The organism is Streptomyces sp. CC228A, assembly GCF_021390935.1.
GTDB lineage: Bacteria > Actinomycetota > Actinomycetes > Streptomycetales > Streptomycetaceae > Streptomyces.
In genome coordinates this window covers 1,143,009-1,159,002 of the sequence record NZ_JAJPUI010000001.1, presented here as the reverse complement: position 1 = coordinate 1,159,002, position 15,994 = coordinate 1,143,009, and the positions used below count along the sequence as shown (strand labels likewise).

Genomic DNA, 15,994 nt, shown 5'->3' with positions numbered 1-15,994 from the left:
GGCGCCGGGCGGCGCGTTCCGGCCGCGGGGCGCCCTGCCCAGGGTGGGCGGCCCCAACTACCCTGTGGCGGCATGGAGATCCTCGGCACCACACTGCGCATCTACGTCGACGACCTCGACCCTTCGGTGGCCTTCTACGAGGGGCTCACCGGCAGCGAGGCCCTGCGCTTCGAACGCGGCGGCGTCCGCGTGGCGGCCGTCGGCTGCTTCCTGCTGATGAGCGGACCGGAAGCGGAGCTGGAGGTGCTGCGGAAGGTGACGGCGACCATCGCCGTGGCCGATGTGGACGCGGCGCACAAGGCGCTGACCGAGGGCGGGGCCAGGGTGCTCGCGGGCCCGGTGGCGACGCCGGTGGGCCGCAACCTGATCGCGGTGCACCCGGACGGCGCGGTGTTCGAGTACGCGGACCGGCGGCCGTCCGCATGAGGGCCCGGGGTGCCGGGGCGGGGAGCCGCCCCGGCACCCGTCCGGCGGCTCAGTGGTGGGCGACGACGAGGGGCCGGTCGTCCGCCTGGCCGGCGGTGCCGTCCGCCTCGGGGCGCCGGATCAGCAGCGAGCTGACGACGCCGATGCCGAGCAGCACCAGGGCGACGGCCATGGCGTTGCGGTAGCCGGCCTCGGTGACGCCCTGGGCGTCGCTGCCCGCGGTGATCATCGCGGAGGCGAGGGCGATGCCCAGGGACGCGCCGATGCCGAAGCAGGCGCCGTTGAGGCCGGACAGCGACCCGGGCTTGTCCTTCGGCGCGGTCGTGACGGCCAGCCCGTTCAGGCCGGTGAGCATGAAGCCGCCGTACGTCACACCGAGCGCGGCCAGGGCGGCCACCAGGACCCACTCGTGGTGCAGGAAGACCGTCGCCACGGCGAAGATCACGAAGTTGGCGGCGGCCCCCGCGACCACGATCCTCCGCCAGCCGACGCGCGGACCGAGGCGCCCGGTGAGCGGGGCGGACACGACGCCGATGAGCTGGATCGGCGTGAGGAACAGCAGCGCGGACGTCACCGCCGACAGCCCGAGGCCCACCCGCGCGTCCTGGGAGAACAGCGGGATGGTCAGGGCGATGGCTCCGAAGGCCCCGCCGAGGGTGCAGACGGTCGTCAGGAGCAGCGGCCAGGCGCGCCGCGAGGCGAGTACGTCGATGTCGATGACGGGGTTGGGGGCGGTGCGCTGCGAGACCACGAAGAAGCCGAGCGCGGCGAGGCCGCCCAGCAGGAAGCCCAGGGTGAGCAGCGAGGTCCAGCCCCAGGTGGCGCCCTGGGCGAGGCCGACGAGGACACCGGTGAGGCCGAGGGCCAGAGCGGTGATGCCGCGCGAGTCGAAGCGGGCGCCGGGGTCGGTGGTGGGCGGCAGGTCCGGCACGTGGCGGCGGATGCCCAGGAGGCCGAGGACGGCGATCACGGTGGAGCAGACGAAGATGCCGCGGAAGCCGATGGTGTCGGCGATCTGGCCGCCCGCGACGGCGTCGACGCCGGCGAGGCCGCCGTTGACGGCGGTGATGATGCCGGCCGCCTTGCCGAACCCGGCCGGGGTCAGCATCTGGTTGAGGGTGAGGAAGGCGAGGGTGAACATCGCGGCGGAGACGCCCTGCAGGACCCGGCCCGCGATGAAGACCTCGATGTTCGGGGCGAACACGCACAGCAGGTTGCCCGCGATCAGCACGCCCGCGCAGACGAGCATCATCGGCTTGCGGCCGCGCTGGTCGCTCAGCCGGGCCAGGGTGACCTGACCGATGGCCGCCATGAGGAAGAACAGGGTCTGCGACAGCCCCGCCGCTCCGGTGGTGGTGCCCAGGCGCTCGATGACGTCCGGGAGCGCGGGGCTCAGCATCGTCGCGTTGATCTGGTAGCCGAGGACGGCCATGACCAGGGCGAACAGCAGGGGGCCGCGCCCCGCGAGATCGGATGGTGCCCCGGACGGACGGGTCCGGTCGGGCGTGGTGGACATGTCGGCCCCTTTGCCTTGGATGTCGAGCGCTTACCTGCGACGGGCTCTTGTCAGACAAGTAACCCTGCACCACTTTCCGATCTACGCGCGTAAAACGTCAAGGCCCTCGGTCCGGCACCCCCGCTGCCGGCCCAGTGAGCGCGGATTGCCGCGCCGGGAGGCGCCGACTACGGTGCGCATGTCCTGCCGACAGGTGAGCCGAGGAGGAGCAGCGGTGGTCAGTGCGGAGCGGCGGCGACCGGTCGTGGTGCTGTACGAGCGGATCGCGGACGCCATCCACGCCGGTGTCTACCCGCCCGGTTCGACGCTGCCGTCCGAGCCGCGGCTCGCCGTCGAGCTGGGGGTGAGCCGCCCGGCCCTGCGGGAGGCGCTGCTGCTGCTCCAGGAGGACGGCCTGCTGACGGTGCGGCGCGGAGTGGGCCGTACCGTCAACGACCGCCCGCCGCGGCGCGGGTTCGAGCACCTGCGCCCCTTGGAGGAGCTGCTGGCCCCGGGCGCGCCCGTCGCGGTCCGCGCCCTGCTGCGGACGGTGGAGGAACCGACGGACTTCACCACCCAGCACCTGCTGGCCCCTGCCGGGGCCGAGCTGCGGTTCTGGGAGTCGCTGCTGGTGGCGGAGGGGGCCGCGGGGGTGCTGAGCCAGGAGTGGGCGGCTCCGGACGCCGTCCTGGCGCAGGCGCACCCGGCGTTCGCGGCCGCCCTCGCGGCGGCGCCCCGCGGGTCCATGCTCGCCGTGCTGTCCGGGGCGTCCCGGGACGTGCCGCTGACGGGCCACTGCACGGTGACGGCGACGCTGCTGGGGCAGCGGCGGGGGCAGCAGCTGGGGCGGGCCGCGGAGACGCCCGCGGTGCTGGTCACGCAGGTGGTGCGGACCGGCGAGACACCGGTGCTGGCCGCCAAGCACATGCTGCCCACCGGCGCCCCGGCCCTCCCGGTGCTCCAGTCCGACTGACCGGGCGGCTCCGGGGCGCTGCTGCCGGAGACAGCAGGGCACTACTGCCGGGAGGCAGCGGGGGGCTGCTGCCGGAGGCGGCGGGGCTCTGCTGCCGGAATCGGCGGGGCACTACTGCCGGAGGGGACGAGAGCGCCCTGTCGGAGGCGACGAGGGCGCCGCTGATGAGGCGTGGGGGCGCCGCTGCCGGAGACGGCGGGCACCGGCAGCGGCGGCGGGCAGCGGCGAGAGGCGCCCCCTGCGCCACGGACCGGGGCCCGCACCACGTGCCCTACACTCCCCGCATGGACTTGTCTGACAACCTCGCCGCCGACTGGATCCGCCGCGCCCCGAAGGCCGTGCTGCACGACCACCTCGACGGCGGTCTGCGCCCCGCCACGATCATCGAGCTGGCCCGGGCCTGCGGGTACACCGGGCTGCCCACCGAGGACCCGGCCGCCCTGGGCACGTGGTTCCGCGACGCCGCGGACTCCGGGTCGCTGGAGCGGTACCTGGAGACCTTCGCGCACACCTGCGCCGTCATGCAGACCCGCGACGCCCTGTACCGCGTCGCCGCCGAGTGCGCCGAGGACCTGGCCGCCGACGGCGTCGTGTACGCCGAGGTGCGGTATGCGCCGGAGCAGCACCAGGCGGCCGGGCTGAGCCTGGACGAGGTCGTCGACGCCGTCAACGAGGGGCTCCGCGAGGGCGAGCGGCGCACGGGTGGGCGGATCACGGTCCGCGCGCTGCTCACCGGCATGCGCCACACCGACCGGTCCCTGGAGATAGCCGAGCTCACCGTCGCCCACCGCGACCGCGGGGTCGCGGGCTTCGACATCGCGGGCGGCGAGATCGGCAACCCGCCCGCCCGCCACCTGTCGGCCTTCCAGCACCTCAAGCGGCACAACTGCCACTTCACGATCCACGCGGGCGAGGCCGTGGGCGCCGAGTCCGTCCACGAGGCCGTGCAGGTGTGCGGTGCCGAGCGGATCGGGCACGGGGTCAGGATCACCGACGACATCGCCGAGGACGGCACCCTGGGGCACCTGGCCGCGTACGTCCGCGACAACCGGATCGCCCTGGAGGTCTGCCCGACCTCCAACCTCCAGACGGGTGCCGCGAAGGACTACGCCTCGCACCCGATCGACGAGCTGCGCCGCCTCGGCTTCCGCATCACCCTGAACACCGACAACCGCCTGGTGTCGGGCACCACCATGAGCGCGGAGTTCCAGCACATGGTCGACGCCTTCGGCTACGGCCCCGAGGTGTTCGAGGAGTTCACGGTCGCCGCGGTGGAGGCCGCGTTCCTCCCGCTGCCGGAGCGGCAGCGGATCATCGAGGAGATCGTGCGCCCCGGCTACGCGGCTCTCCGCGCCGGACGCTGACGACGCGGCGCCACCCGGCGCCGCCACCCGGCGGGGCACCGGCGGCGGACGGCACTCGGCTGCCTTCGAGCGTGCGGCGCGGCCCCGCAGGGCGCGGCGGCCCCGCCGACACGGGCCGCGGCGCACCGGGTGCGCGTCAGGCCCGTGCGCCGGGCCGGGTCCGCCAGGACCCGCGCGCGTCCTCCGGGCCCGGCGTGCCGTACGGCGCCCGGCAAGCGGAACCGCGCGCGCCCCGGCGTCAGCGCAGTGCGCCCTGCTCCAGGGTCAGGGTGCCCGCGTCGGCGTCCAGCTCCGCCGCCACGCCCAGCGGGACCGTCAGCGCCGGGCTGCCGTGGCCGAAGCCCAGGTGCTCCACGACGGGCACGCCCAGCCCGCCGAGCCGGTCGAGCAGCACCGGCCGCAGCTCCCCGTACGGCCCGCAGTCCTCCCAGGAGCCGAGCGCGACGCCCGCCAGCCCCTCCAGCAGCCCGGCGCGGCCGAGCTGGGTGAGCATGCGGTCGACGCGGTACGGCTCCTCCCCCACGTCCTCCAGCAGCAGCAGTCCGCCCCGCAGTGTCGTGCGCCCGTCGGGCGTGCCGAGGCCGGAGGTCAGGAGGGAGAGGCAGCCGCCCGCGGTGACGCCCCGGGCACGCCCCGGGACCAGCGGGCGCGCGGCCGGGCCGCCCAGCACCCGTACGGACTCCGGGTCGAACAGCGCGGCGCGCAGGGACTCCTGGGTGTCCGCGTCCTTCAGGAAGCCGACCGCGCCGGTCATCGGCCCGTGCAGGGTGGCGAGCCCGAGGCGCAGGGCGAACGCCTCGTGCAGGGCGGTGGCGTCGCTGAACCCGACGAAGACCTTGGGCCCGGCGGCGCGCATCGCGTCCCAGTCGAGCAGTTCGACCATCCGCTGGGCGCCGTAGCCGCCGCGGGCGCAGATCACCGCGTCGACGTCCGGGTCGCACCAGGCCGCCTGGAGGTCCCGGGCCCGGTCCTCGTCGGTGCCCGCCAGGTACCGGGCCCGGGGGTGGCGGTCGACGGCGTGCGGCAGGGCGGTGGCGTCGAGGTCCCAGCCGCGCAGGATGTCCAGCCCGGTCTGCAGCCGCTCCTCGGCGACGGGCCCGCTCGGGGAGACGACGGCGACGCGGGCGCCGGGCCGCAGCCGGGCGGGGCGGACCAGCGGGGCGAGGGGCTCGGCAGGGGTCACTTCTTCAGCTCCAGCAGCGGCACGTCCGTCCGGTGGACGCCGAACGTCTGGACGTACAGGGACAGTTCGGCCTCCAGGGCGCGGACGACGGTGTCGGCGCGGCGGAAGCCGTGGCCCTCGCCCTCGAAGGCGAGGTAGGCGTGCGGCACGTCGCGCCCCGCGACCCTTGCGAGGAGGCGCTCGGCCTGGCTGGGCCGGCAGATGACGTCGTCGAGTCCCTGGAGGAGCAGGAAGGGGGCGGCGATCCGGTCGGCGTGGGTGAGGGGCGAGCGGTCGCGGTAGCGGGCGGGCACCTCGGCGCGGGGGCCGACGAGGGAGTCCAGGTAGTGCGACTCGAAGTCGTGGGTCTCGCCGTCGCTCCAGCCGGTGAGGTCGACCACGGGGTACTTGATGGTGCCGCAGGCGTAGACGCCGGTGGTGGCGAGGGAGGCGGCCGCGGTCCAGCCGCCGGCGCTGCCGCCGCGGATGGCGAGGCGGCGGGGGTCGGCGGTGCCTTCGGCGGCGAGGGCCTCCGCGACGGCGGCGCAGTCCTCGACGTCGACGACGCCCCACTGCTCGCGCAGCCGCTCGCGGTAGGCGCGGCCGTAGCCGGTGGAGCCGCCGTAGTTGACCTCGGCGACGCCGATGCCGCGGGAGGTGAAGTAGGCGATCTCCAGGTCGAGGACCAGCGGGGCGTGGCTGGTGGGGCCGCCGTGCACCCACACGACGTACGGCGGGAGTTCGTCGTCGGGGGCGACGCGGTCGGGGTTGTGCGGGGGGTAGATGTGGGCGTGGACCTCGCGGTTGTCGGGCCCGGTGAAGGTGCGGATCTGGGGTTCGGGGTAGTAGGCGGGGTCGACGGGGTCCTCGTGGGGTGAGCCGATGACGCGGGCGCGGCCCGTGCCGGTGTCGAGTTCCACGACCTCGTAGGCGCTGCGCGGGCTTGCGGCGACGCCGACGACGCGGCTGCCGTGGGCGGCCAGGGTGGCTTCCCAGGCGGTCCAGGGCCCGGCGGCGTCGACGAGTTCGCCGGTCTCGGGGTCGAGGATGCCGAGGGCGTTGGCGCCGCGGCCGTGGACGACGGCGACGAGTCCGCTGTCCAGGGGGGTGAACCAGGTGAGGCCGATCCGCCAGAGGGGGCCGCCGAACTCCTCCTCGCGGCCCGGGCACAGGGGCACCGCGTCGGTGCCGCCGGGCGGCAGGCGGTGGAGCTCCCACCAGCCGCCGCGGTCGGAGGCGTAGAGCAGGGAGCCGTCGGGGGCCCACTCCACCTGGCAGACGGATTCGTCGACTGCCCCGGCGACGGGGTGCACGCCGGTGAAGGGCCCTGTGTCCGCGGGGACTTCGCCGGTCATCAGCAGGGTGCCGTCCCACGGCATGAGCGGGTGGTCCCAGGCGAGCCAGGCGGCGTGCCGCCCGTCGGGGGAGAGCCGGGGCCCGGTGGTGAACCGGTGCCGGTCGTCGGTGAGTTCCCGTATCGCGGACCGGTCGTGCGCGGCGGAGCCGTCGAGCGGTACGGCGGCGATGACGCGGCGCACGTCGCCGGGCCCGGCGCCGGTGTGCTCCTCCAGGACGCACCACACCTCGCGGCCTGCGGGGTGCAGGACGGGGTCGGCCCAGCGCAGTCCGCCGCCGGTGTCCGAGACGGGGGTGAGGGGGCGGGGCGGTGCGTCGCCGTCGGGTTCGTACGCGTAGAGCCGCTGGTCGGGGAAGTGGCTGAAGACCACGAGGGGGCCGCCGCCGTCCTGCCGGGCGGTCCCGGTCCAGGGGCGGCCGCCGTATTCGACGACGCGGCTGCGGACGTTCCACGGTGCGGGCAGCACGGTCCGCTCGGTGCCGTCCGGGGTGCGGCGGACGAGGGTGCGGCGGCCGTCCTCGGCGGGGCGCGGCGCCGTCCACCACACCTCGTCGCCGACGATGCCGACGAACTCGGGATGTCCGCCGTGGGCGGCGGCGAGCCTCGCGCCGATCGGTGACGGCCAGGTTCCGTAGGCCCCCGTGGGCACCATGGACGACTCCCCCCTGTGGGCTGTGCGGTCGGTTGGTCGGGTGGTGGTCAGGCGGACTGGAGGTAGTGGTCGAGGACGCGGACGCCGAAGTGCAGCGCGTCGACCGGGACGCGTTCGTCCACCCCGTGGAACAGCGCCTGGTAGTCGAATCCGTAGGGCAGCTTCAGCGGGGTGAAGCCGTAGCCGGTGATGCCCAGGCGGGCGAACTGCTTGGCGTCGGTGCCGCCGGAGATGCAGAACGGCACGACGTGGGCGTCCGGGTCGAACCGTTCGAGGGCGGCCCGCAGTTTGGCGTAGGTGGGGCCGTCGACGGGCGCCTGGAGGGGGATCTCGCGGTGCACGAACTCCCAGTCGACGTCGGGTCCGGTGAGTTCGTCGAGGGTGGCGGCGAACTCGGCCTCGGCGCCGGGCAGCATGCGCCCGTCGACGTGGGCGCACGCGGTGCCGGGGATGACGTTGACCTTGTAGCCGGCGTCGAGCATGGTCGGGTTGGCGCTGTTGCGGAGGGTGGCTTCCACGAGGGCGGAGGCCGCACCGAGCTTGCCGGCCAGCAGGTCGACGTCGACGGCGGGGTCGTCGAGGTCCGGGGGCTCGATGCCGTGGAGCGCGGCGAGTTCGGTGAGGGCGGCGCGGACGGTGGGGGTGAGCCGCACGGGCCAGGAGTGGTCGCCGATGCGGGCGACGGCCGCGGCGAGCCGGCTGACGGCGTTCTCCCGGTTGACTTTGGAGCCGTGCCCGGCGCGGCCGCGGGCGGTGAGCCGCAGCCAGGCGGTGCCGCGCTCGCCGGCGCCGATCGGGTAGACGGCGAGGTGCGGGTCGGCGTGGACGGTGTACGCGCCGGACTCGCTGATGCCCTCGGTGCAGCCCTCGAACAGCTCGGCGTGCCGGTCCGCGAGGAAGCCGGCGCCGTCGGCGGCGCTGTCCTCCTCGTCGGCGGTGTAGGCGAGGACGATGTCGCGGCGGGGGCGGACGCCGCGGCGGGCCCAGTCGCGGACGACGGCGAGGACCATGGCGTCCATGTTCTTCATGTCGACCGCGCCGCGGCCCCACACCTCGCCGTCGCGGACCTCGCCGGAGAAGGGGTGGACGCTCCAGTCGGCGGGCTCGGCGGGGACGACGTCGAGGTGGCCGTGGACGAGGAGCGCGTCGGCTGAGGGGTCCGTCCCGGGGATGCGGGCGACGACGTTCGTGCGGCCCGGGGTGCGCTCCAGCAGGACGGGCTCGATTCCTGCCGCCGCGAGGCGCTCGGCGACGTACTCGGCGGCGGGCCGCTCGCGGCAGTCGCCGCCGCCGCGGTTGGTGGTGTCGATCCGGATCAGGTCCGACGTGAACGCGACGACCTCGTCGAACGCCTGCGCGTCCGGGCCGGGTGCCTGCGGGCCGGGGGCGTCCGCGCCCTGCGGGTCCGGGCCGGTCGCCTGCGGGCCCCGGGTGACGGGCTCAGCCATACTGCTCCTCCACTGCTGCCGAGACGATCGTGGTGACGGCCTTGAAGGTGCGGATGGCCTCGTACATCGTCGTGCTGGTGTAGGCGACGCGCCGCTCGCCGCTGACGGCCGCCCCGGGCACGACGGTGGCGGCCGCGGCGAGGTGCTCGGCGTCGAACTCCAGCTCCACGGTGTACGGTCCGCCCCGCACCGGTTCGTACCGTACGGCGAGACGCGTGGCGTCCTTCGCCGCGGCACGGATGTCCGCGGCCGTCCGGGCGGGCGTGCGGCACACCGCGGCGTACCGCGACACGTGGTCCTTCACCGCGACCTTGCGCGCCTGGGGGGCGTAGCCGTCGGCGTCACGGCAGGTCAGGTCGTCGCCGGTGACGAGGACGACGGGGACACCGTACTCGGCGACGACGTGGGCGTTCAGGTATCCCTCGCCGGCGCGGACGCCGTTGAGCCAGACGCCCGTGATGGAGTTCGCGAGGTAGGTGTGGGCGAGGACGCCCTCGCTCCCGGCACCCGTGTGGTAGCCGACGAAGGCCACGCCGTCGACGTCGCCGCGCTGCACGCCCTCCACCATGGAGAGCGACTTGTGGCGTCCGGTCAGCATCTGGGCGCGCTCGTCGAGGCGCTCCAGCAGCAGGTTGCGCATGGTCCAGTGTGCCTCGTTGACGAGGACCTCGTCGGCGCCTCCGTCGAAGAAGCCGAGCACGGCCGCGTTGACGTCGGAGGTGAACAGGGCGCGGCAGCGCTCCCACTGGGGGGTGCCGGGCAGGACGTCCGCGGGCCAGGTGACGCCGGTGGCGCCCTCCATGTCGGCGCTGACGAGGATCTTCATGCCCACACGTTACGGGCTGGCCGGTGGCCGTACCAGGCTGCCGCCGCGCCGACGGCGCGTCAGCGCGGCGCGGCCTGCGGGCTTCGGCCGCGTGGCCCGGTGGACGGCCGGGCGGCCGGGCGGCCCTGACGCGGCCGCGGGGGTCCGGGGAGGCACGGCGGCTCGGCGGACGGGTCGCCTGGCGGGGCCTCGGGTGCCGTGCGCACGGCCGCGGCACCCGGGACCGCACCGGGGAAGGGCTTCGGCGCGCGGAGGCTCAGCGGGAGGGCTCAGCGGGAGGGCTTCGGCCTCGGGTAGGTGCGGGTCTGCTTGACGCTGCCGAAGGCGAAGCTCGACTCGATGGACGCGATGCCGGGGATGGCGTGGATGCGGTGGCGCACGAGGTGCTCGTACGCCTCCAGGCTCTCGATGACGATGCGCAGCAGGTAGTCGCTGCTCCCTGCCATCAGGTAGCAGTCCTGGATGTGCTCGATGAGGCCGACGTGCTCTTCGAAGACGGCGACGGCCTCGGCCGTGTGGCGCTCCAGGCGGATCCGGACGAAGACGGTGATGGGCAGCCCGAAGGCGACCTGGTCGACCATCGCCGTGTAGCCGCGGATGAGGCCGGACTCCTCCAGTCGGCGGACCCGGCGCAGGCACGGCGAGGGCGAGAGCCGGACGCGGTCGGCGAGGTCCTGGTTGGAGAGCCGCCCGTCGGCCTGCAACTCGCGGATGATCTGCAGGTCGGTGTCGTCCATGAGTCCTCCCGGCTGCTTCTTGGCAGATTCTGCCCCAAACATAGGAGCGGGAGGCAGAACAAGCAATCGGCTGCCTCGGCTTACGCCCTAGTCTTGCGGCGCCCGCAAGGTGACGGGCGGATGACCCGATCGTAGGGAGGCCGTGTGTCGCGACGGACATGGCGACGCCGGCCGTCGCCGGGCGGGGGGCTCGCGTGACCCGCGTGCGACCGTCGCCGCAGGCGGTGGGCATGGCGGCGCTGCTGCTGACCGTGTCGGTCTGGGCGGCGTTCGCGCTCAGCGCGCGGGCGCTGGCCGCGTCGACGCTGCTCCCGGCCGACGCGGCGCTGCTGCGCTTCGGCGTGCCGCTGGTGGTGCTGGCGCCCGCGCTGTGGCGGCGCAGGCGCGCCCTGGCCGCGGTACGGCCCGGCCCCGCGGCGAAGATCGTGTGCGGCGCGGGCGTGCCGTTCTTCCTCGCCGCGATGTTCGGTGGCTCGCTGACGTCGGCGTCGTTCGTCGGGGCGATCGTCCCGGGCATGGTGCCGCTGTTCGTGTCCGCGCTGATGGTGGCACGCGGCCGGGGCCTGCCCCGCGGCACGCAGTCGGCGGGGCTGCTGCTGATCGCCGCGGGCGTCGTGGCGCTGGTGTGGCGGTACGCGGTGCCGTTCGATGCGGACGTGATGCTCGGCTCCGGAACGCTGCTGGTGGCCAGCGGGCTGTGGGCGCTCTACACGGTGGGGCTGCGCGAGGTGGACCTCGACCCGGTGGGGTCGATCGGCCTGCTGTGCCTGCCGTCGTTCGCGGTGATCGGCGTGCTGGTGGCGGCCGGGGTGCTGCCCACGGGGCTGGCGCGGGCGGCGGGCGGCGACATCGCGCTGTTCCTGGTGGTGCAGGGGCTGGGCGTGGGACTGTGCGCCGGCCTGCTGTACGCGTTCGCGATCCGCCGGCTGGGCGCCGAGCGCGCCTCCGTCGTCGGCAGCCTCAGCCCCGTGGCCGTAGTGGTGCTGGCGATCCCCCTGCTGGGTGAGCGGCCGACCCTGCCCGTGCTGATCGGCGTGCCCCTGATCACGGCCGGGGTGGTCCTGGCCAACCGCAGCCCCCGCGCCCGCGCGGCACAGGACGGCCCGGCCGCCTCCGGTGGCCCCGCCGCCCGCAGCGGGGCGGGCCGCGCGCCTGGCGGCCGCACGCCGCGTACCCCCGGCCGTCCCGAGACGGCCCGCTCCCCCCGTACCACTCCCCCTGCCCGTACCCCTGCTCCGGAGGTCTCCCGCGATGCTTGAGCTGCTGCCCGCCCCGCCCGCCGATCCGCTGTGGGACCTGACGGCCGAGTACGGCGCCGACCCGCGCCCCGAGCGGCTGAACCTCGTCCTCGGCGTCTACCGCGACCAGTCCGGCGTCACGCCGGTGATGCGGGCGGTGCGGGACGCCGAGATACGGCTCGCGGAGCGCTCCCCGTCGAAGGAGTACCGGGGCCTGTCCGGGAACACGGCCTTCAACCAGGCGATGCTGGAGACCGTCCTCGGCGACGAGGCCCTCGTCGCGCGGTCCACCGCGGTGCAGACCGTGGCGGGCACCGGCGCGCTGCGGCTCCTCGCCGACCTGGTGCGCCAGACCCGGCCCGGTACGACGGTGTGGGTGAGCGACCCCGCCTACGTGAACCACCGCCCGATCCTGGAGGCCGCGGGCCTGGCCGTGCGCCCGTACCGGTGGACCGACCCCGACGGCCTGCTCACCGACCTGGCCCTGGCGGGCCGCGACGACGTGGTGCTCGTCCAGGGCTGCTGCCACAACCCCACGGGCGTCGACCCGACGCGGGAGCAGTGGGAGGCGCTGGCGGCCCTGGCGGCGCACGCGGGCTGGGTGCCGTTCGTGGACCTCGCCTACCACGGGCTGGGCGACGGCCTGGAGGCCGACCTGTGGGCGGTCCGGATGCTGGCGGAGCGGCTGCCGGAGCTGCTGGTCGCCGTGAGCTGCTCCAAGAACTTCGGCCTGTACGCGGACCGCACCGGCTGCGCGATCGTGCTGGGCTCCTCCGGGCCGGCGCTGCGGCACGTGGAGACGGCTCTGCAGAACGCGGCCCGGACCCTGTACTCGATGCCGCCCGAGCACGGCGCCGCGATCGTGGCGGCCGTCCTCCAGGACCCGGCGCTGCGCGCCTCGTGGCGGGCCGAGCTGGACGCGATGCGGTCCCGGATCGCCGCGAACCGCGCCGCGCTGGTGGCCGCGCTGGAGGCGCTGGGCCACGGCGCCGCCGCCGCGCCCCTGGCCCGGCAGAAGGGCATGTTCGCCGGGCTGCCGCTGGGTCCCGGCCAGATGGCGGCGCTGCGCCGCGACCACGCGGTCTACGGCACCTCCTCGGGGCGCATCAACATCGCGGGCCTCCCCGCGGACCGCGTGCCGCAGCTGGCGCGGGGGATCGCGGCGGTGCTGGAGCCGGTCGGCGTCTGAGCCCTCCACAGCGGCCCTCCGCACCGGCCCGGCGGACCGCTGCGTGCGGGAGCCGGTCCCGCCGGGCCCTCCCGGCGGGACCGCGCCCTGCGCGCTCCTCCCCCTGCGCCACGGAAGCGGTCGGTGCCTGACGCGGCCGGAGGCGGGTACCCGGGGCCGCATGCACCGGGACACGGACACAGCGATCGAGGCCGCGCGTCGCGCCCTCGTCTCGGAGCGGGTGTACGTCATGCCGCCCGCCGACGTTCTGGCGTACACGCGCGCGGACAGCCGCGGCTGGGACGGGTTCGCCGCCCACTGGGACGAGCTGCGCCCCGACCCGTACGCCGCCGAGGGCGGCACGCGGCGGCTGCGCCGCTACGGCCGCTTCTCCCTGGAGCCGGGGACCGGCGAGCTCGTGCCGCGGCCGCACGACGGGTTCCTCCAGCCCGAGCGGAGCAATGCCCTCTACGCCGACACGGACCGGCACTTCGCTCCGCTGACCGGCGACTTCACGGCGGACCCGGTGTTCCGGGCGGTCGTACGGCTGCTGGACGAGGTGGCCGGCTGCCTGGACGGGCCCGCCGAGTGGACGGTGCACGTGCACCCGTTCCGGGTGGTGGCGGACGGCGGGTCGGACGGCCGGCCCACACCGGAGGGCCGCCACCGCGACGGGGTGACGCTCGTGTCGTCGCTGCTGGTCTCCCGGCGGAACGCGGCGGGCGGCGAGAGCGCGGTCTTCCGCCCCGACGGGACGGAGCTGCTGACGGCGACGCTCGCCGAGCCGGGCACGCTGCTGCTCGGTGACGACCGGTGCGTCCTGCACGAGGTCAGCGCGGTCCACCCGGTCGACGGGACCGCCCCGGCGTACCGGGACGTCCTGGTGACGACGCTGACACCGGCGTGACCCGGCGGACCGGCCGGCCGGCCGCACCGGCGTCCCCGGAGTGCCGTGCCGGCGGCGGCGCCGGGCCGGTCCTCAGCCCGGGCGGCCGGACGACGGCGCGAGGAGGTCGAGCAGCTTCGGCGCGGTGCAGGTCCGCGACCGGGGCGAGCAGGTCGGGGTGGCGCAGGAGCGCGGCCGCCCTCCGGTCGTGCTCGCCGGGCGCGAGCAGGCGCCGGTACGCGTCGGGGGCGCCCGCTCCCGCGCCGGCGGCCCCGGCCGCCGCCGCGGCCAGCTCGGGGTCGCCGAGCAGGCAGGCCGCCCAGCTCGCCACGGCCTCGTCGACCCAGGTGCGCCAGGCGTCCGGGGGCTCCTCGTGCCCGTCCCGCCGCAGGTCGTCGTCCCGCGCGTCCTCGCCGGAGGGGTCCGCGGCGGGGTCGGCGGGGGTGTCGGCGCCGGTGATCCAGTCGAGGCGGCCGGTGCCGCCCGCGCCGGTCAGGGCGACGAGCCCGGCGTCCAGCTCCGTCGGATAGCGGAGCACGGCGGCCAGCGTGACCGCCTGGCGGGCCTGGCCCTCCGCCAGGGCTCGCTGGAGGGCGCCCCCGCCGGGCGGGTAGGCGCGGGTCAGCCACCGCGTGGTGGCCGCGACCAGGGGTGAGAGAGCCGGATGCACACCGGCACGGTACGCCGCCGCGCCCGCACGAGGGTATGCCGCATATCTCTCCCATTAGGTGGCATTCGCCACGTAGCAGTCAGCTACCCCCGACCACGGAGGAGTGAGTCATGGGCCACGGCGGAGACGTGATCGCCGAACTGATCAGTGACCACCGCGAGGTGGAGGAGATGTTCACCCGCATAGAAGGGCTGCCGCACGGGGACGAGCGGCGCAAGGAACTCTCGGACAAGGTGACCATCGAACTCGTACGGCACTCCATCGCCGAGGAGGAGTACCTGTACCCGGCGGTGCGGAAGCACCTGCCGAACGGCGACGCACTCGCCGACAAGGAACTGGAGGACCATGCCTCCGCGGAACGCGTCATGAAGGAGCTGGAGGGCTGCGAGGCCGGTGACGCCCGGTTCGACGCGCTGATCACCCAGCTCATGAGCGAGATCCGGGAGCACGTGGAGGACGAGGAGAACAACCTGCTGCCCCGGCTGCGCTCGGTGTGCCCGCAGGAGGAACTCGACCGGCTGGGCGACAAGGTGCGCCACGCCAAGAAGACGGCCCCCACGAGGCCGCACCCGGCGGCGCCGGACAAGCCGCCGGCCAACAAGCTTCTCGCTCCGGGCGCCGGCCTCGTCGACCGGCTGCGCGACGCGATCACGGGCCGCGGCAAGAGCAGCAGCTGAGCTCCGGCCATCCGGGCGGGGCGGCCTGCGGGCCGCCCCGCCGGCCTGCGGGCGGCCCGCGCCGTCCCGCCCTGTCCCCCGGTCCCCGCAGCGCCCCGCACAGGGGGCGGCGGGGACCGGGGCGTGTGCCCGAGGGACGGCCGGAGGCGCCGGACCGTCGCTCAGGCGCGGCCCGCCCGGCCCACCACCAGCCACAGGGACGGCAGCTCGATCGGCGTGCCGTCAGCACGGACCTCCGTGGTGGCGAGGGGCGCCCCGCCGGACGCCAGCACGTCGAGCCCGGCGGCCCGGAAGTGCTCCGGCACGTCCGCGTCGGCCACCGCGCCCGGCACGATGCCGTGCTCGGAGACGGGCCGCAGCTTCGCGGGCGGCCCCGCCGGGTCCCGCATGAGCGCCCCCAGCGCCTTCCCCGCGGCCTCGCCCGGCTCCACGACGAAGGCGCGGCCCCGCCGCCCGAGCAGCGTGGCGACGCTCTCGGCCAGGGCGTCGCGGTCGTGGGGCGGGGTCTGGTGCAGGACTCCGCGCATGTAGACGTTGCTGTCGCCGAGTTCCGCGTGCAGGTCGGCGGCCGCGCCGGTGTCCGCGGCGTCCAGCCGGCGGTACCGGGCGGCCCCCTCGGGGTCCTGGGCGCGCGCCAGCTCAAGGGCGGCGGCCGACACGTCCACGCCGACGACCGGACCGGGGAGTCTCCCCGCCAGGTACCGGGTCTGGGTGCCGTTGCCGCAGCCGAGGTCGACCAGCGGCAGCGCCGGCTCGGTGAGGTGCGGTGTGAGGAGCTCCAGGTGCGGGGCGGCCGTACGGGCGGGTTCCGCGTCCCAGAAGACCGCGCCGGGCCCGGTGGGCGCCGCCCGCCAGAACCCCTCCCAGGCGTCCCGGTGGCGGCTGCGGTTCCGGCTGTCGTCCGTCACGCTCATC

The 15,994-nt window shown here is 75.6% G+C and carries 14 protein-coding genes and 1 pseudogene; 7 read left to right on the top strand and 8 right to left on the bottom strand.

The window, feature by feature from the left end:
• The first annotated feature begins 72 nt into the window (after positions 1 to 72).
• Positions 73 to 426 (top strand): VOC family protein, encoded by a 354-nt coding sequence (locus L6E17_RS05095; RefSeq protein WP_236239516.1) that lies wholly within the window; start codon positions 73 to 75, stop codon positions 424 to 426.
• 49 nt (positions 427 to 475) lie between these two features.
• Here L6E17_RS05095 and L6E17_RS05090 read toward each other — a convergent pair whose 3' ends face one another.
• Entirely contained in the window at positions 476 to 1,942 is a 1,467-nt protein-coding gene (locus L6E17_RS05090; RefSeq protein ID WP_236239515.1) for an MFS transporter, read from the bottom strand.
• Positions 1,943 to 2,156: 214 nt separating this feature from the next.
• Here L6E17_RS05090 and L6E17_RS05085 point away from each other — a divergent pair, with 214 nt between their 5' ends.
• The gene (locus L6E17_RS05085) at positions 2,157 to 2,894 is read left to right on the top strand and encodes a GntR family transcriptional regulator (RefSeq protein WP_236239514.1); all 738 of its coding nucleotides are present in this window, start codon (positions 2,157 to 2,159) and stop codon (positions 2,892 to 2,894) included.
• Positions 2,895 to 3,178: 284 nt separating this feature from the next.
• The gene (locus L6E17_RS05080; protein WP_236239513.1) at positions 3,179 to 4,258 is read left to right on the top strand and encodes an adenosine deaminase; all 1,080 of its coding nucleotides are present in this window, start codon (positions 3,179 to 3,181) and stop codon (positions 4,256 to 4,258) included.
• Between the two features lie 238 nt (positions 4,259 to 4,496).
• On the opposite strand, the gene L6E17_RS05075 is transcribed toward L6E17_RS05080, so the two are convergent.
• The 5 genes from L6E17_RS05075 to L6E17_RS05055 all read right to left on the bottom strand — a co-directional run bounded on the left by L6E17_RS05075 (position 4,497) and on the right by L6E17_RS05055 (position 10,440).
• Positions 4,497 to 5,441, bottom strand: a complete 945-nt coding sequence (locus L6E17_RS05075; RefSeq protein ID WP_236239512.1) for an LD-carboxypeptidase — start codon at positions 5,439 to 5,441, stop codon at positions 4,497 to 4,499.
• Positions 5,438 to 7,429: a prolyl oligopeptidase family serine peptidase gene (locus tag L6E17_RS05070; protein ID WP_236239511.1), complete on the bottom strand. Its 1,992-nt coding sequence runs from the start codon at positions 7,427 to 7,429 to the stop codon at positions 5,438 to 5,440. Before L6E17_RS05070 ends, L6E17_RS05075 begins: the two co-directional genes overlap by 4 nt.
• 47 nt (positions 7,430 to 7,476) lie before the next feature.
• Complete coding sequence (locus L6E17_RS05065; RefSeq protein WP_236239510.1) at positions 7,477 to 8,877, bottom strand: M20/M25/M40 family metallo-hydrolase; 1,401 nt, start codon at positions 8,875 to 8,877, stop codon at positions 7,477 to 7,479.
• On the bottom strand, positions 8,870 to 9,703 hold the full coding sequence (locus L6E17_RS05060; protein WP_236239509.1) for a M55 family metallopeptidase: 834 nt from the start codon (positions 9,701 to 9,703) through the stop codon (positions 8,870 to 8,872). Before L6E17_RS05060 ends, L6E17_RS05065 begins: the two co-directional genes overlap by 8 nt.
• Before the next feature lie 269 nt (positions 9,704 to 9,972).
• Positions 9,973 to 10,440 carry an Lrp/AsnC family transcriptional regulator gene (locus tag L6E17_RS05055; RefSeq protein ID WP_236239508.1) on the bottom strand — a complete coding sequence of 156 codons (468 nt, stop codon included), beginning with the start codon at positions 10,438 to 10,440 and terminating at the stop codon, positions 9,973 to 9,975.
• Between the two features lie 194 nt (positions 10,441 to 10,634).
• Between L6E17_RS05055 and L6E17_RS05050 the strand changes: the two genes are divergently transcribed.
• From L6E17_RS05050 to L6E17_RS05040, 3 genes are all read left to right on the top strand, one after another.
• On the top strand, positions 10,635 to 11,699 hold the full coding sequence (locus tag L6E17_RS05050; protein WP_236239507.1) for a DMT family transporter: 1,065 nt from the start codon (positions 10,635 to 10,637) through the stop codon (positions 11,697 to 11,699).
• On the top strand, positions 11,692 to 12,867 hold the full coding sequence (locus L6E17_RS05045; RefSeq protein WP_236239506.1) for an aromatic amino acid transaminase: 1,176 nt from the start codon (positions 11,692 to 11,694) through the stop codon (positions 12,865 to 12,867). The genes L6E17_RS05050 and L6E17_RS05045 overlap by 8 nt, the downstream gene beginning before the upstream one ends.
• Positions 12,868 to 13,027: 160 nt before the next feature.
• Entirely contained in the window at positions 13,028 to 13,753 is a 726-nt protein-coding gene (locus tag L6E17_RS05040; protein ID WP_236239505.1) for a 2OG-Fe dioxygenase family protein, read from the top strand.
• Positions 13,754 to 13,868: 115 nt separating this feature from the next.
• On the opposite strand, the pseudogene L6E17_RS05035 reads toward L6E17_RS05040, so the two are convergent.
• Positions 13,869 to 14,402 (bottom strand): annotated as a pseudogene (locus L6E17_RS05035) (hypothetical protein); the annotation flags it as partial.
• 110 nt (positions 14,403 to 14,512) lie between these two features.
• Between L6E17_RS05035 and L6E17_RS05030 the strand changes: the two are divergent.
• Positions 14,513 to 15,079 (top strand): hemerythrin domain-containing protein, encoded by a 567-nt coding sequence (locus tag L6E17_RS05030; RefSeq protein ID WP_236239504.1) that lies wholly within the window; start codon positions 14,513 to 14,515, stop codon positions 15,077 to 15,079.
• 161 nt (positions 15,080 to 15,240) lie between these two features.
• On the opposite strand, the gene L6E17_RS05025 is transcribed toward L6E17_RS05030, so the two are convergent.
• Positions 15,241 to 15,993, bottom strand: coding sequence for a class I SAM-dependent methyltransferase (locus tag L6E17_RS05025; protein WP_236239503.1), 753 nt, complete (start codon positions 15,991 to 15,993; stop codon positions 15,241 to 15,243).
• Between the last annotated feature and the right edge of the window lies 1 nt (position 15,994).

What these genes read in the sequence shown, in the direction of transcription:
- L6E17_RS05060 (WP_236239509.1), bottom strand. Translation starts at nt 9,703, where the DNA reads ATGAAGATCCTCGTCAGCGCCGACATGGAGGGCGCCACCGGCGTCACC.
- L6E17_RS05070 (WP_236239511.1), bottom strand. Translation starts at nt 7,429, where the DNA reads ATGGTGCCCACGGGGGCCTACGGAACCTGGCCGTCACCGATCGGCGCG.
- L6E17_RS05090 (WP_236239515.1), bottom strand. Translation starts at nt 1,942, where the DNA reads ATGTCCACCACGCCCGACCGGACCCGTCCGTCCGGGGCACCATCCGAT.
- L6E17_RS05080 (WP_236239513.1), top strand. Translation starts at nt 3,179, where the DNA reads ATGGACTTGTCTGACAACCTCGCCGCCGACTGGATCCGCCGCGCCCCG.
- L6E17_RS05025 (WP_236239503.1), bottom strand. Translation starts at nt 15,993, where the DNA reads ATGAGCGTGACGGACGACAGCCGGAACCGCAGCCGCCACCGGGACGCC.
- L6E17_RS05095 (WP_236239516.1), top strand. Translation starts at nt 73, where the DNA reads ATGGAGATCCTCGGCACCACACTGCGCATCTACGTCGACGACCTCGAC.
- L6E17_RS05040 (WP_236239505.1), top strand. Translation starts at nt 13,028, where the DNA reads ATGCACCGGGACACGGACACAGCGATCGAGGCCGCGCGTCGCGCCCTC.
- L6E17_RS05055 (WP_236239508.1), bottom strand. Translation starts at nt 10,440, where the DNA reads ATGGACGACACCGACCTGCAGATCATCCGCGAGTTGCAGGCCGACGGG.
- L6E17_RS05065 (WP_236239510.1), bottom strand. Translation starts at nt 8,877, where the DNA reads ATGGCTGAGCCCGTCACCCGGGGCCCGCAGGCGACCGGCCCGGACCCG.
- L6E17_RS05030 (WP_236239504.1), top strand. Translation starts at nt 14,513, where the DNA reads ATGGGCCACGGCGGAGACGTGATCGCCGAACTGATCAGTGACCACCGC.
- L6E17_RS05045 (WP_236239506.1), top strand. Translation starts at nt 11,692, where the DNA reads ATGCTTGAGCTGCTGCCCGCCCCGCCCGCCGATCCGCTGTGGGACCTG.